12 protein-coding genes are annotated in these 14,251 nt (G+C 71.3%); 8 read left to right on the top strand and 4 right to left on the bottom strand.

Translation table 11 applies throughout. The features are described from left to right. Both B1H19_RS32590 and B1H19_RS32585 read right to left on the bottom strand, forming a co-directional pair. Window positions 1-756 carry an ABC transporter ATP-binding protein gene (locus B1H19_RS32590; protein WP_083108485.1) on the bottom strand — a complete coding sequence of 252 codons (756 nt, stop codon included), beginning with the start codon at window positions 754-756 and terminating at the stop codon, window positions 1-3. Then, the gene (locus tag B1H19_RS32585; RefSeq protein WP_083108484.1) at window positions 753-1,259 is read right to left on the bottom strand and encodes a PadR family transcriptional regulator; all 507 of its coding nucleotides are present in this window, start codon (window positions 1,257-1,259) and stop codon (window positions 753-755) included. The genes B1H19_RS32590 and B1H19_RS32585 overlap by 4 nt, the downstream gene beginning before the upstream one ends. A gap of 261 nt (window positions 1,260-1,520) precedes the next feature. Here B1H19_RS32585 and B1H19_RS32580 point away from each other — a divergent pair, with 261 nt between their 5' ends. From B1H19_RS32580 to B1H19_RS32555, 6 genes are all read left to right on the top strand, one after another. Further along, window positions 1,521-2,804 (top strand): ABC transporter substrate-binding protein, encoded by a 1,284-nt coding sequence (locus B1H19_RS32580; RefSeq protein WP_083108483.1) that lies wholly within the window; start codon window positions 1,521-1,523, stop codon window positions 2,802-2,804. A gap of 236 nt (window positions 2,805-3,040) precedes the next feature. After that, window positions 3,041-4,774: a glycoside hydrolase family 13 protein gene (locus tag B1H19_RS32575; RefSeq protein WP_083108482.1), complete on the top strand. Its 1,734-nt coding sequence runs from the start codon at window positions 3,041-3,043 to the stop codon at window positions 4,772-4,774. 161 nt (window positions 4,775-4,935) lie between these two features. Then, window positions 4,936-6,255, top strand: a complete 1,320-nt coding sequence (locus tag B1H19_RS32570; protein WP_083108481.1) for an ABC transporter substrate-binding protein — start codon at window positions 4,936-4,938, stop codon at window positions 6,253-6,255. Window positions 6,256-6,267: 12 nt separating this feature from the next. Beyond that, window positions 6,268-7,674: an ABC transporter permease subunit gene (locus B1H19_RS32565; protein ID WP_083108480.1), complete on the top strand. Its 1,407-nt coding sequence runs from the start codon at window positions 6,268-6,270 to the stop codon at window positions 7,672-7,674. Next, a complete protein-coding gene (locus B1H19_RS32560; protein ID WP_083108479.1) occupies window positions 7,671-8,549 on the top strand; it encodes a carbohydrate ABC transporter permease in 879 nt (292 codons plus the stop codon). Before B1H19_RS32565 ends, B1H19_RS32560 begins: the two co-directional genes overlap by 4 nt. Before the next feature lie 73 nt (window positions 8,550-8,622). Beyond that, window positions 8,623-9,120 carry a cupin domain-containing protein gene (locus B1H19_RS32555; protein WP_083108478.1) on the top strand — a complete coding sequence of 166 codons (498 nt, stop codon included), beginning with the start codon at window positions 8,623-8,625 and terminating at the stop codon, window positions 9,118-9,120. A gap of 17 nt (window positions 9,121-9,137) precedes the next feature. Here B1H19_RS32555 and B1H19_RS32550 read toward each other — a convergent pair whose 3' ends face one another. Further along, complete coding sequence (locus B1H19_RS32550; protein ID WP_083108477.1) at window positions 9,138-10,514, bottom strand: aminotransferase-like domain-containing protein; 1,377 nt, start codon at window positions 10,512-10,514, stop codon at window positions 9,138-9,140. A gap of 153 nt (window positions 10,515-10,667) precedes the next feature. On the opposite strand from B1H19_RS32550, the gene B1H19_RS32545 reads away from it, so the two are divergent. After that, on the top strand, window positions 10,668-11,501 hold the full coding sequence (locus B1H19_RS32545) for an alpha/beta fold hydrolase (protein WP_083108476.1): 834 nt from the start codon (window positions 10,668-10,670) through the stop codon (window positions 11,499-11,501). Window positions 11,502-11,727: 226 nt separating this feature from the next. Further along, complete coding sequence (locus tag B1H19_RS32540; protein ID WP_083108475.1) at window positions 11,728-13,122, top strand: 8-oxoguanine deaminase; 1,395 nt, start codon at window positions 11,728-11,730, stop codon at window positions 13,120-13,122. 18 nt (window positions 13,123-13,140) lie between these two features. Here B1H19_RS32540 and B1H19_RS32535 read toward each other — a convergent pair whose 3' ends face one another. Beyond that, a complete protein-coding gene (locus tag B1H19_RS32535; protein WP_083108474.1) occupies window positions 13,141-14,205 on the bottom strand; it encodes an aldo/keto reductase in 1,065 nt (354 codons plus the stop codon). Window positions 14,206-14,251: the final 46 nt, after the last annotated feature.

Raw genomic sequence — 14,251 nt, 5'->3', positions numbered from 1 at the left:
TCAGCCCTTCAGTCTGAGGACGTCGGTCACATCGGCCCCGGGGCGGCCGCCGTCCAGGTGGACGTCGTCGGCCACCTGGCCGTCGAAGAAGCTGATCACCCGGTCCGCAGCGCCGGCCATCCTGGCGTCATGGGTGACCAGGAGGATGGTCTGGCCCCTTTGGTGGAAGCGGCCGAGCAGCCGGAGCACCTCCCGGGTGCCCTTGCTGTCCAGGCTGCCCGCGGGTTCGTCGGCGAGCAGCAGGCTGGGGGCGTTGACCAGGGCGCGGGCCAGCGCGACGCGCTGCTGTTCGCCGCCGGAGAGCTCGCCGGGGGTGCGCTTCTCCTTGGCCGCCAGGCCCAGCTCCTCCAGCAGCTCGGTGCGGTCGGCGCGCGCCTGCTTGGGGGAGCGGCCGGCCAGCAGCGCGGGGAGCTCGACGTTGTCGGCGACGGTGAGGTTGGAGACCAGGTTGAAGAACTGGAAGACGACGCCGATGTGGCGGCGGCGCAGCATCGCCCGGCGCGCCTCGCTGAGCGTGTCGATCCGGCGGCCGTCGAGTTCGATGGTGCCGCTGTCGGGCCGTACGAGCCCGGCCAGCAGATGCAGGAGGGTGGATTTGCCGGCTCCGGAGGGCCCGGTGACGGCGACGAACTCGCCGCGTTCGACGGACAGGTCGACGCCCCGTACGGCGTGCACGGGGGCGGCACCCTCCGGCCGGTGGGTCTTGACCAGGCCGGTGGCCCGCACTATCGGGCCACGCGGCTCGTCGCGGTTCATTCCCACTCCTCTTGGCAGCGTTCCAGCCAGTCCAGATCCGCCTGAAGATGCAGCATCGCGCCCTCGATCAGCAGCTGCGCCACCTTGTTGTCGCGGTCCTCGGCCGCGGCGAGTTTCGACAGGTCGCGCATGGTCTTGAGGTACTGGCGGCGCTGTTTGTTGATCAGTGCGATCGGGTCGGCGGTCCCCGTGTACGGGGCCAGGGCGAGCTTCATGAAGAACTCGTCCCGCACCCGCGGCTCGGCGGTGGACTGCTCGAACCACGCGTCCACCGTCTCGCGTCCCGCCGCGGTGATCCGGTAGATGCGCTTGTTCGGCCGGTCCGACTGCTCGACGTCCTCCCCCTGGATCAGGCCCGCCTTCTCCAGCCTGCCGAGGGTGACGTAGATCTGCCCGACGTTCGGCTGAGGGTATGCCGCGCCCAGGAGGTTCTCAAGGGCCTGTTTGAGTTCGTAGCCGTGGGCGGGTCCACCGACCAAGAGCGCGAGGAGTGGCAGCCGCACGCCTTCCCTCCCCGCCCGTGGTTGTCGGTCCGTGCCTTTCGGCCGGCTGTACGCGTCCGGCCGGTGCCGGATCGCGTCGTGGATTCCTGTGGTCCCGGATTCCCGTGGTGCCGCGGAGCCGGACAGCGCAGCACTCGTCGTGGAGGGCACCGGCTCTACCTGCGGGACCTAGTATCCCCGCATGCCTAACAGGTATACAGGGGGCCTGCCCTCGGGACCGTGAACCCGTCGGCACCGGCGCGAGGACGCGAGGAGGAGCCCATGCGGTGGAAGCGTGCCGCGGGCCGGGCTCTGCTCGTGTGCTCGCTGCTGCTGGCGGCGATTGCCGGGGCCCAGCCCGGCGGTCCGCGCGGCGATACGGACGGCCGCGGCCCGATCACCCTGGTGACCGGCGGCGATCTGACCGGCTATCTGCGCGGGGTCCTGGGCGGCTGGAACGCCCGGCATCCGCGGGAGAAGGTCACCCTGGTCGAGCTGCCGGACGCCGCCGACGAGGTGCGCGCGCAGATGGCCAGCGAACTGCGCTCGGGCAGCGACCGCTTCGATGTGCTGAACATCGATGTGGCGTGGACGTCGGAGTTCGCGGCCGCGGGCTGGATCACCCCGATGGACGGGCGGCGGTTCCCGCTGGGCCACTTCCTGCCCCCCGTGGTGGACACCGCCACCTTCCGGGGCCGACTGTTCGCTGTGCCCTATGTCACAAATGCCGGATTGCTCTACTACCGCAAGGACATCCTCGCCCGCGAGGGCGTCCGGCCGCCGCGTACTTGGGGCGAGCTGGCGCGTCTGGCGAAGACGGTCGCGCCGAAGTACGGGCTGGACGGTTACGCGGGCCAGTTCCTGCCGTACGAGGGGCTGACCGCCAATGTGACCGAGGCGGTGCAGTCGGCGGGCGGGACGGTGCTGGCGGGCGAGGGCGCGCGGGTGACGGTGGACTCCGCGGCGGCGCGCCGGGGGCTGTCCTTTCTGCTGGACGGGGTGCGCGAGGGGTGGATCCCGCGGCGGGCGCTGACCTTCAAGGAGGAGGAGTCCCGGCGGGCCTTCCAGGACGGCAGGCTGCTGTTCCTGCGGAACTGGCCGTATGCGTACGCGCTCGCCCACCCCGGGGCACCGCATGCGGGAGGCAAGGTCGCCGGCAAGGTCGGCGCGGTGCCGCTGCCGGGCCCCGACGGCCCCGGCTCCAGCGTGCTGGGCGGCTCCAACCTGGCGGTCAGCAGTCATTCGCGCCACCAGAAGTCGGCCGCCGATCTGATCGCGTATCTGACGTCCGAGCCGGTGCAGCGGCGGGTCCTCACCGAGGGGGCGCTGCCTCCGGTGTGGGCGGAGCTGTACGAGGAGCCGGGGCTGGTGCGGCGTTTCCCGTATCTGCCGACGCTCGAACGCAGCGTGCTGACGGCCCGGCCGCGACTCAAGAGCCCCCGCTACGACCAGGTCAGCCTGGCCGTGCAGGCGGTCATGCATGACGCGATGGAGCACGACCGGAGCACCGGCGCGACGGTGGCGCGGCTGCGCCGGGAACTGACGGCGATCGTCGGCCGCGGCTGACCGTTCGCGTGATCATCTTCGCCCTCTAGTTACTTGTTAAGTATTCCGAGGGCTTTACATAACCGGCCAAACCCGGGCATCTCCCTGCCATTTTCGGCAGCTTCGTTGACATACAAATGTCATCCCTACTTAACATGCATCCACTCACGGCCCCCCGTGCTCCCCCCACGCTCCCCCACTGACCGGCGAACCGCAGGCCGATTCGGCATGCCCAGGTAAGAACGGAACCACGGCAGATGCTCACCACCTCGGCAGGGAACGGCCCCTCGGCCGGACTCACCCCCTCTCCCTCGCTGGCCCCGCACACCGCTTCGGACACCGCGCGGCGCTGGTGGCGGGACGCGGTCATCTACCAGGTGTACGTCCGCAGCTTCCGCGACACCACCGGTGACGGCGTGGGCGATCTGGCCGGCGTCCGCGGCGGACTGCCCTACCTCAAGAAGCTCGGCGTGGACGGGATCTGGCTCAGCCCGTTCTTCCCCTCCCCGCAGCACGACCACGGCTACGACGTCGCCGACTACCGCGATGTCGACCCCGCCTACGGCGATCTCGCCGCCTTCGACCTCCTGGTGGCCGACGCCCACCGGCTGGGCCTGAAGGTGCTGCTCGACATCGTGCCCAACCACTGCTCCAGCGCCCACCCGTGGTTCCGCGCCGCCCTGGACGAGGGGACGGACGGACCGTCCCGCGCGCTCTTCCACTTCGCCGACGGGCGCGGCGAGAACGGCGAACTGCCGCCCAACAACTGGCGGGCGATGTTCGGCGGACCCGCCTGGTCCCGGGTCACGGATGCGGAAGGGCGGCCCGGCCAGTGGTACCTCCACATGTTCACGCCCGAGCAGCCCGATCTGAACTGGCGCAACCCCGAGGTCGCCGCGGACTTCGAGAAGGTGCTGCGCTTCTGGCTGGACCGCGGGGTCGACGGCTTCCGGATCGATGTGGCCGCGGGCCTGTTCAAGCACCCCGAACTGCCCGACTCCCCCGACCCCTCGGCCGATGAGCGCACCCGCGACTCGGTCAACCCGCTGGCCTGGAACCAGCCCGAGGTCCACGGCGTCTGGCGCGAGTGGCGGGCGCTGTGCGAGGAGTACACCGCCCGCGACGGCCGCGACCGGCTTCTCGTCGGCGAGGTCTCGGTCCGTACGCCCGGCGAACAGGCCGCCTACGTCCGGGCCGACGAGCTGCACCAGGCGTTCTTCTTCCATCTGCTGACCGCGCCCTGGGACATCGAGGTCTTCCGCACGGTGATCTCCGAGGCGCTCACCGACATCGCGAGCACCGGTTCCACCGTCACCTGGGTGCTCAACAACCACGACCAGGTCCGCACCGTCACCCGGTACGCGACCGGGCCGGGCGGCGCGGCCGACGGGGTGGGCCCGGCGCGGGCCCGCGCGGCGGCGCTGCTGATGCTGGCGCTGCCCGGGGCCGCCTACGTCTACCAGGGCGAGGAGTTGGGCCTGCCGGAGGTCGACGATCTGCCGGACGACGTCCTCACCGACCCGATCTTCCACCGTACGGGCAGCCGTGAGCACATCCGCGACGGATGCCGGGTGCCGCTGCCGTGGTCCGGTACGGCCGCCCCGTTCGGCTTCAGCGCACGACCGGACGCCGCGGAGGAGCGGGGGACGTGGCTGCCGCAGCCGGCGTCGTTCGCCGCGCACACCGCGGACCGGGCCCTGGCCGACACCGGATCGTTCTGGCATCTGTACCGCGAGGCGCTCCAGCTGCGCCGCACGCTCCCGCAGCTCGGCGAGGGCACCCTGCGCTGGCTGGAGACCCCGCCGCAGGTGCTGGCCTTCGTCCGCGGCGACGGCCTGGTGTGCGCCGTCAACTTCGGTACCGACGCGGTGCCCGCCCCCGTACCCGGCACCCCCCTGCTGGCCAGCGACGACTGCCCCCCGGGGACGCTGCCCGGCTCCACCGCGGCCTGGTGGATGCACACCCCCGAGTCGCAGCAGCGACACCCCTGACCACCCGGCACCCCGGGCCGTTCGACCGCACCAACCGCAACCGCACCACACAGATCGCTCCGCACAGATCGCACCGCATAGATCGCACCGCACCGACCGCTTCGATCCGACCGCTCCGATTCGATGGGAAGACCACGATGAGACACTCCCCGGCTCGTCCAATGCGTACCGCCCGTACCGCCCTCTCCGGCGCCGCCGTGCTCGGCCTGGCGCTCACCGCGACCGCCTGCGGCGGCAATGCCTCCCCCGGTGGCGGGGACAAGGCGCTCAGCGGCCAGAGCCTGACCGTGGCCGGGGTGTGGACCGGCGTCGAGCAGAAGAACTTCAAGCAGGTGCTGGACGCCTTCACCGAGAAGACCGGCGCCAAGGTCAGCTTCTCCTCCACCGGTGACAACGTCTCCACCGTCGTCGGCAGCCAGATCGAGGGCGGCAACGCACCCGATGTGGTCATGGTCCCCCAGGTCGGCGTGCTCCAGCAGTTCGCGAAGAAGGGCTGGCTGGAGCCGCTCTCCAAGGACGTCGAGGCCGCGGTCGGCAAGAACTACGCCCAGGTGTGGAAGGACTACGGCACCGTCGGCAAGACGTACTACGGCCTGTACTTCAAGGCCAGCCACAAGTCGATGGTCTGGTACAGCCCGCAGGCGTTCTCGCAGGCCGGGGTCAAGCCCGCGACGACGTACGACGAGATGCTCAAGTCCGGCCGTACGCTGTCCGATTCGGGCGTGCCGGCGTTCTCCGTGGCGGGTGAGGCGGGCTGGCCGCTCACCGACTGGTTCGAGAACATCTATCTCTCGCAGGCCGGCGCGGACAAGTACGACAAGCTCGCCGCGCACAAGATCCCGTGGACGGACCCCAGCGTCGTCAAGGCGCTGACCACCCTCGGCAAGCTCTTCGGCGACAAGAACCTGGTCGCCGGCGGCGGTGCGGGCGCCCTGCGCACCGACTTCCCCGAGTCCGTCCAGAAGGTCTTCGGTCCGCAGCCGGGGGCGGCCATGACCTACGAAGGCGATTTCGTCGGCGCGCTGGTCAAGGACGAGCTCAACAAGCAGGTCGGCAAGGACGCCAAGTTCTTCCCCTTCCCGTCGGTCGACAACGGCAAGGCCCCGGTCGTCAGCGGCGGTGACGCCGCCGTGGTGCTCAAGGCCGGGCAGAACAAGAAGGCCGCGATGGCGCTGGTGAAGTACCTGGCCTCCCCGGAGGCGGCCGGAATCTGGGCCAAGCAGGGCGGCTTCATCTCGCCCAACGCGAAGGTGCCCGCGTCCGACTACCAGGACGAGGTCACCCGCCAGGCGGCCAAGTCGCTGACGGACGCCGGCAACTCCGTCCGCTTCGACATGTCCGACCAGGCGCCCGCGGCCTTCGGCGGCACCCAGGGCGCCGGCGAGTGGAAGCTGCTCCAGGACTTCCTGCGCGACCCCTCGGACCCCAAGGCCACGGCCGCCAAGCTCGAGGCCGCCGCGGCCAAGGCGTACCGCAACTAAGGAATTTCCGCCATGCCTGTCACCACCTCCGAGGTGCCGACCGCTCCGCCGGTCGGCACCCGGCCCGGCCCGCCGGACGCCCCGTCCGGCGGGGCCGGTGCCCCCCGGCGGCGCGCGGTGCGCCGCCGCCGGCAGATCGCCGCCGTCTTCCTGCTGCCCGCGCTGTTGCTGCTGGGTGCGCTGGTCGCGTATCCCATCGTCTTCTCCGTGATCCGCAGCCTGTACGACGCCTCCGGCAATCGCTTCGTCGGCGTCGACAACTACTCGCAGATGTTCCAGGACCCGGCCACCCTGCGGGCCATCCGCAACAGCGCGATCTGGGTCGTCTTCGCGCCCGCGCTGCTGACCGGACTCGGTCTGGTGCTGGCCGTCCTGACCGAGAAGATCCGCTGGAAGACGGCGTTCAAGCTGCTGATGTTCATGCCGATGGCGATCTCCTTCCTCGCCGCCGGGATCATCTTCCGCCTGGCCTACGAGCAGGACCCGCAGCGCGGCGTCCTCAACGCCGTCACCGTCGGCATCCACGACAGCTTCCAGAGCCAGAACACCGCTTCCTTCCCCTCCGCCAAGACCCGCATCGGCGACAAGCAGTTGGTGAAGGCCAAGGACGGCTCGTACACCACCACCCGCCATACGGGACCGGGCTCGACCGTCAACCTCGGCCTGGTGGGCGTCGCCCCCGCGGACATGCCCCAGCAGGCCGTACCCGCCGCAGGGGCCGCCAAGGCCCCGGCCGGACACGGCGAACTGCGCGGTGTGGTCTTCCTGGACTTCACCCCCGGTGGCGGCGGCAAGCCCGGCGTCGTGGACCGCACCGAGCGCGGCCTGCCCCGGCTCGCCGTCGAGGCCGTCGACCCGCACGGCAAGGTGGCGGCCCGCGCCACCACCGGCCCCGACGGCGCCTACCGCCTGACCGGGCTGAAGTCCGGTGCGTATACGGTCCGTCTGCCCGCCGAGGACTTCGCCCCGCCCTACCAGGGCGTCGCCTGGCTCGGCCCGGCGCTGATCACCCCCGCCATCATCGGCGCGTACACCTGGATCTGGACCGGCTTCTCCCTCGTCCTGATCGGCGCGGGACTGTCCGCGATGCCGCGCGACGTCCTGGAGGCGGCCCGGATGGACGGCGCCAACGAATGGCAGGTCTTCCGCCGGATCACCGTGCCGCTGCTCGCGCCCACCCTGGGCGTGGTGTTCGTGACGATGGTGATCAACGTGATGAAGGTCTTCGACCTCGTCTACATCATCGCCCCCGGCCCCGTGCAGCAGGACGCCAATGTGCTGGCCCTGCAAATGTGGCTGGTCTCCTTCGGCGGCGGCAACAACCAGGGCCTCGGCAGCGCCCTCGGCGTTCTGCTCCTGCTCCTGGTGGTCCCGGCCATGGTGCTCAACATCCGACGTTTCCGCAGGAGCCAGTCATGACCACCGTGCAGCGAACCGCCGCGCCCCGCCGGCGCCCGCCGCGAGCGTCGAAATGGCTCAGCCGCGGAGCGATCCAGGTCTTCCTGGCCGTGATCGGCCTGGTCTGGCTCACCCCCGCCGCCGGGCTCTTCCTCTCGTCCCTGCGGACGGACACGGCGAACGCGAACAGCGGCTGGTGGCAGGCGCTGGCCGCGCCCGGCCAGCTGTCGTTCGACAACTACACGACGCTGCTGAAGGATTCGGGCATCGTCCAGGCCTTCTGGAACACCGTACTGATCTCGGTGCCCACCACCGTCGCCGTGGTCGCGATCGCCGCCCTCGCCGGATACGCCTTCGCCTGGCTGGACTTCCCCGGCCGCGACTGGATCTTCCTGCTGGTCGTCGCGATGCTGGTGGTGCCGGTGCAGATCGGGCTGCTGCCGGTGGCCAAGATGTTCGGCGCGCTCGGGCTGTTCGGCTCGATCCCCGGCGTGGTCCTCTTCCACACCGCCTACGGCCTGCCGTTCGCCATCTTCCTGCTCCGCAACTTCTTCGCGGAGATCCCCAAGGAGATGCTGGAGGCGGCCCGGATGGACGGCGGCGGGGAATGGCGGATCTTCTCCCAGCTGGTGCTGCCGCTGGGCCGGCCCGCCATCGCCAGCCTGGCCATCTTCCAGTTCCTGTGGGTGTGGAACGACATGCTGGTCGCCCTGCTCTTCGCCGACAACGACTCCCAGCCGCTGACGGTGGCGTTGCAGTCGCAGATGCGGCAGTTCGGCAGCAACATCGGGGTGCTGGCGCCGGGCGCGTTCCTCTCCCTGATCGTGCCGCTGATCGTGTTCTTCGTGTTCCAGCGGCAGTTCGTCCAGGGGATCATGGCCGGATCGGTGAAGTAGCCGCGGTCGGGTCACCTCGGGGCCACGGTACGGAGCGGGTGCGACCGGCGCACCCGCTCCGTACCGTGGCCCCATGACCTCGTACGACGCATTCCACCCCGACCTTCCCGACGCCTCGCCCGGCGATGCGCTCCCCCTGCGCGCCCGGCTGCACCACATCCGCGCCGATGCGCTCGACGCCGACACCGCCCAGACCGGCGGCATGCGCCGCTTCGCCGCGATCAGCGGCAGCACGGTCGGCTCGGAGCGCCTCTGGATGGGGCAGACCCATGTCGCACCGGGCACCGTGTCCGCCGACCACCACCACGGCGCCTCCGAAACGGCGATCCATATCGTCAAGGGACACCCCGAATTCGTGTTCCTCGACGACTCCGGCGGCACCCCCGAAGAAGTCCGCCTGCGCACCTCCCCCGGCGACTACCTCTTCGTCCCGCCGTACGTCCCGCACCGCGAGGAGAACCCGAGCCCCGACGAAGAGGCCGTCGTGGTGATCGCCCGCAGCACCCAGGAGGCCGTCGTGGTCAACCTGCCCGAGCTGTACGTGTTCCGCGGCGGCCCGCACACGGACTGAGCGCGGCCGCCCGTTCGCTACTCGGCCCCGGCGTCCTCCGGTGTGCCCCGGGCCAGTTCGGCCAGTACGCCCAGCGCCTCGGCCAGGGTCTCCAGGGGCGGGGAGGCCAGGGCCAGGCGTACGGCGTTGGGGGTGTGGCCGCGGCCGACGGCGAAGGCGCCCGAGGGGGTGACGGCGATACCGCGGCGGGCCGCGGCGGCGACGAAGGTGTCGGCCCGCCACGGGTCCGGGAGCTGCCACCACAGGTGGTAGGCGTGCGGATCGGCCTGGAGGGCGGGCGGGGCATGAATCTGGAGGGCGGGCGGGGCATCAGTCTGGAGGGGGTGCGGGGCGAGGCGTTCGGCGGCGAGGCGCTGGCGGGCGGCGGCGTCGCGGCGTTTGTCCTCCTCGATGGCGGCGGCGGTGCCGTCGGCCATCCACCGGGTCGCCGCATCGAGCGCAAAGCCGGTGGCCGTCCAGGCCCCGGAGCGCAGGGCCGCCGCGAAGTCCGCCGTACGGCCCGCCGGAGGCATGAGGAACCCCAGGGTCAGGCCGGGCGCCAGGCGTTTGGAGAGGCTGTCGATGACGACGGTGCGCTCGGGTGCCAGGGCGGCGAGCGGGCTGAGATCGTTGCGCAGAAAGCCGTAGATGGCGTCCTCGATGGCGAACAGATCGTGCCGGCGCAGGATTTCGGCCAGCCGCTCGCGGCGCGTGCCGGGCATGGTGAGGCCGAGCGGATTGTGCAGTGCGGGCTGGAGATAGACGGCGCGCAGCGGCGGGGCGTCCTCGATCGCCTCGGGGACGAGGCCGTGGGCGTCCATCGCCAGCGGTACGAGGGTGACGCCGAGGCGGGCGGCGATGCCCTTGACCACGGGGTAGGTGAGGGATTCGACGCCGAGGCGTTCACCGGCCGGGACGAGGGTGGCGATGGCCGCGGCGAGGGCCTGCCGCCCGTTGCCCGCGAAGAGCAGCTGACAGGGGTCCGGGGCCCAGCCGGCGCGGGCGAGGTGCGCGGCGGCGGCGTGCCGCGCACCCGCGGTGCCGGCCGCGCCGACCGGCCGCAGGGCGGGCCCCAGCGCATCGGTGCGCAGCAGCGGCTGGAGGCTCGCCGCGAGCCGGTCCGGCTGTCCGGGCAGCACCGGGAAGTTCAGCTCCAGATCGATCCGCGCCTCCCCCGGCTCGGCCAGCGCGGGCTCGGCCGCCGGCGCCGAGGTCCGTACGAAGGTGCCCCGTCCGACCTCCCCCACCGTCAGCCCCCGACGGGTCAGTTCGCGGTAGACCCGCGCCGCCGTCGAACTCGCGATCCCCCGCCGCCGGGCGTACCGCCGCAGCGGCAACAGCCGGTCGCCGGGCCGGAGTTGACCCGAGGCGATCTCGGCGGCCAGCTCATCGGCGATCGCCCGGTAGTCGTCCATCGACTCTCCCCCTCCGACGCCCGCGGGTCACTCGCCCGTGGTTCGCACAACTCAACATTGCACCGAGCACATTGTTTTTATTGCACCGAGAGATTGCCCTCAATAGCATCGAGGCGTCAAGGCGGCGACCGTCGCCGCAGAAGGGGGAACGCGATGATCACCACCGGATACACGGACGAGGGCACGGACACGGGCACGGACACGGACACCGCCAACACGCTCGTCCTCATCCACGGCCATCCCTTCGACCGCACCATGTGGCACCCGCAGATCGCCTACGCCCGGCAGGCCGGCTGGCGCGTCATCGCCCCCGATCTCCGCGGCTACGGCGAAAACACCGACACCGCGCCGCCCGCCCCCGGGAAGACCCGTCTGGAAACCTTCGCCGAGGACATCATCGGCCTGCTGGACACCCTCGGAATCGAGCGTTTCGTGCTGGGCGGGCTGTCCATGGGCGGGCAGATCGTCATGGAGTGCCACCGTCAATTCGCGCACCGCATACGGGGGTTGCTGCTCGCCGACACCTTCGCCGCGGCGGATACGGACGAGGGCCGGGCACTGCGCCGCACCACGGCCGAGCGGCTGCTGCGCGAGGGGATGGCCGGCTATGCACAGGAGGTGCTGCCCAAGACGATCACTCCCCGCAATGTCCACGCCCAGCCGGCCGTCGCCCGCCACGTCCTGGACATGATGCGCGGCGCGTCCCCCGAGGGCGCCGCCGCGGCCCTGCGCGGCCGCGCCGAACGCCGCGACTACACCGGCCTGCTGTCGGGGATCGAGGTGCCGACGCTGGTCGTGGTCGGCGAGGAGGACGCCTTCACACCCGTCAGCGATGCCCGGATCATCACGGAGCGCATCCCCGGCGCCACACTGAAGGTCATTGCGCAGGCCGGGCATCTGCCGAACCTCGAACGCCCCGCGGAATTCAACGCGGCGCTCGGGGATTTCCTCGACTCACTCCCCTCTCCCGCCGAAGCCGGATCATGAGCGATACACCAAGCCGGATCACCGGATCATGAGCGTTACGCACGAAAACGCATACGCGGCCGCCGAGCGGGCACAGGATCAGAGACCACTCACACAGAAACGCCCGTCCGCCCGCGCCCGCGGGTGGTGACGATCCGGGGTCGGCGCTCGGCACCGGTACAGGGCAACCGCGTACTCGCTGCTGTCCTTGTGCCACGTCGGCACACCGACCACGGGAGACCTCCGCATGCGCACGCCCGCCGGCAGCACCGGTCACCGCCGCACGCACGACTACGACCTGCTCGTCAAGGACGCCCAGCTGCTGGTCGTCGACGGCGCCACCGAGATCCCGGGCGGCTGGATCGCCCTGCGCGACGGCCGAGTTGCCGCGGTCGGCGGGCCCGGCAGCGAACCGGAGAGCGTGGCCCGTACGGTCGCGGCGACGGGGCGGCTGGTCACCCCCGGCCTGATCAACACCCATCACCACCTCTACCAGAACCTCACCCGCTCCTTCGCCCCCGCGGTCAACGGCACCCTCTTCGACTGGCTCACCACCCTCTACCCCCTGTGGTCCGGCCTCGACGCCGAAGCCGTCCATCTGTCCACCTACGTCGGCATCGCCGAACTGCTGATGGGCGGCTGTACGGCCTCGATGGACCACCTCTACGTCCATCCGCGCCCCCGCCTGGTCGACGCCGAGATCCGTACCGCGCAGGAGATCGGCTTCCGCTTCCACGCCACCCGCGGCTCCATGACCCGCTCCGTCGAGGACGGCGGACTGCCGCCCCGCTCCGTCACGCAGACCGACGACGAGGTACTCGCCGACAGCGAACGGGTGGTGACGGCCTATCACGACCCCTCCCCCGGCGCGCTGATCCGCGTCGCGCTGGCGCCCTGTTCGCCGTTCTCGGTGACCAGGGAGCTGATGGTGCAGACCGCGGAACTGGCCGAGCGGCTCGACGTACGGCTGCACACCCATCTCGCCGAGGACCCGGACGAGGACGCCTTCTGCCAGGAGACCCACGGCTGCCGGCCCGTCGAGTACTTCGAGTCGGTCGGCTGGATGACCGACCGTACGTGGGTCGCGCACTGCATCTACGCCCAGGACGACGAGCGCGCCCGGCTCGCCGCGGCGGGGGTCGGGGTGGCGCACTGCCCCAGCTCCAACATGCTGATCGGCGGCGGCACCGCCGCCATCCGGGAGATGCGCGCCCTCGGCATGCCCGTGGGGATCGGCTGCGACGGCTCCGCCTCCACCGACCACGCCTCGCTGTGGATGGAGGCCCGCGCCGCCCTGCTGCTCGCCCGCTACCGCGGCGGCCCCGGGGCGATGGCCGCCCGCGACGCCCTCGACATGGCGACCCGGGGCTCCGCCCGCTGCCTGGGCCGCGACGACGAACTCGGCCATCTGCGCCCCGGCGCCTGCGGCGACCTCGTCGTCTGGAACACCCACGAGGTGGCCCTCGCCGGCTCGTTCACCGACCCCGTCGAAGCCTGGCTGCGCTGCGGCCCGTCCCGCGCCTGGACCACCATCGTCGGCGGACGCGTCCTGGTGGACCGCGGCGAGCCGCAGCTGCCCGAACTGGCGGAGAAATTGCGGGACCATGCGCGGGTGGCCCGCCGCATCCAGCGGCTGAAGTGAGGACCCGGGGGCCGGCTCCTAACGGAACCCCTCGGTCGTCCGCCGGTACGTCGACCGCCGGTCGTCGATCGCGCCGCGCCGGTCGCCGTACACGTTCTCCTGGACCCCCTCCTCCCGCAGGAAGTCGTGCGGGAAGCCGAGCGGTACGGCGCTCACCTCGTCGAGCCGGGCCAGCGCGTCGGCGTCGAGCTCCACGTCCACGGCGGCGAGATTGTCGACGAGTTGGGCCTCCTTGGTGGCGCCGACGATGGGGATGATGTTGCCGGAGCGGCTGCGGAGCCAGGCCAGGGCGACCTGGGCCGGGCTCCAGCCGCCCGCCTCGGCGATCTCCAGGACGGCGGTGAGGGTCGCGTCCTCGTTGTGGTGGCCGCCGCTGTAGGCGCTGTCGACGGTCAGCCGGCCCGTCCCGCCCCGGCGGTACTTGCCGGTGAGCCTGCCGCCGGCGAGCGGGGCCCACGCCAGCACCGCCTGGTCGAACGCCCGGGCCTGCGGCAGCAGTTCGCGCTCGGGGGTGCGCTCCAGCAGGTTGTAACGCAGCTGCGATCCGGCGAAGGAGGTCCAGCCGCGGAGTTCGGCGAGCGTACCGGCCTGGGCGATCTCCCAGGCGGGCCAGTCGGAAACCCCGAGGTAGAGCACCTTTCCGGCGCGTACGAGATCGTCCAGGGCCCGCATCGTCTCCTCGACCGGGGTGAAGGCGTCCCGGGCGTGCACCCAGAGGATGTCGACATAGTCCGTACGCAGCCGGCCCAGGCTTGCCTCCACCGACTGGACGAGGTTCTTACGGTGGTTCCCGGCCGCGTTCACATCGCCGGTGCGGGTGGCGCAGGTGTACTTGGTGGCGACGACGAAACGCTCCCGCCGGCCGCCCAGCAGCTCCCCGAGAATCGTTTCCGAACGACCGCCGGTGTAGTTGTTGGCGGTATCGAGGAAATTGCCGCCCGCTTCCGCATAGACATCGAGCAGGCGGGCGCTGGTGTCCTTGTCGGCGCCCCAGCCGCCGTCCTCGTCCCCGCCGAAGGTCATCGCTCCCAGGCTCAACTCGCTGACGCGAAGGCCGGTTTTACCGAACAGTGTGTAGCGCACGGTGATTCCTCTGGGTCGGTCCGCGCGGTCGGGTGACCGCCCGGCA

Origin of the sequence: Streptomyces gilvosporeus, assembly GCF_002082195.1 — a bacterium.
In the GTDB taxonomy this organism is placed as follows: domain Bacteria; phylum Actinomycetota; class Actinomycetes; order Streptomycetales; family Streptomycetaceae; genus Streptomyces; species Streptomyces gilvosporeus.
Note: the sequence above shows the minus strand (reverse complement) of the source record. Positions and strands in the feature narration are given on the sequence as shown.

Coding starts and splice junctions, on each gene's coding strand:
- B1H19_RS32590 (WP_083108485.1), bottom strand. CDS start 756: ATGAACCGCGACGAGCCGCGTGGCCCGATAGTGCGGGCCACCGGCCTG.
- B1H19_RS32580 (WP_083108483.1), top strand. CDS start 1,521: ATGCGGTGGAAGCGTGCCGCGGGCCGGGCTCTGCTCGTGTGCTCGCTG.
- B1H19_RS32575 (WP_083108482.1), top strand. CDS start 3,041: ATGCTCACCACCTCGGCAGGGAACGGCCCCTCGGCCGGACTCACCCCC.
- B1H19_RS32570 (WP_083108481.1), top strand. CDS start 4,936: ATGCGTACCGCCCGTACCGCCCTCTCCGGCGCCGCCGTGCTCGGCCTG.
- B1H19_RS32565 (WP_083108480.1), top strand. CDS start 6,268: ATGCCTGTCACCACCTCCGAGGTGCCGACCGCTCCGCCGGTCGGCACC.
- B1H19_RS32560 (WP_083108479.1), top strand. CDS start 7,671: ATGACCACCGTGCAGCGAACCGCCGCGCCCCGCCGGCGCCCGCCGCGA.
- B1H19_RS32555 (WP_083108478.1), top strand. CDS start 8,623: ATGACCTCGTACGACGCATTCCACCCCGACCTTCCCGACGCCTCGCCC.
- B1H19_RS32550 (WP_083108477.1), bottom strand. CDS start 10,514: ATGGACGACTACCGGGCGATCGCCGATGAGCTGGCCGCCGAGATCGCC.
- B1H19_RS32545 (WP_083108476.1), top strand. CDS start 10,668: ATGATCACCACCGGATACACGGACGAGGGCACGGACACGGGCACGGAC.
- B1H19_RS32540 (WP_083108475.1), top strand. CDS start 11,728: ATGCGCACGCCCGCCGGCAGCACCGGTCACCGCCGCACGCACGACTAC.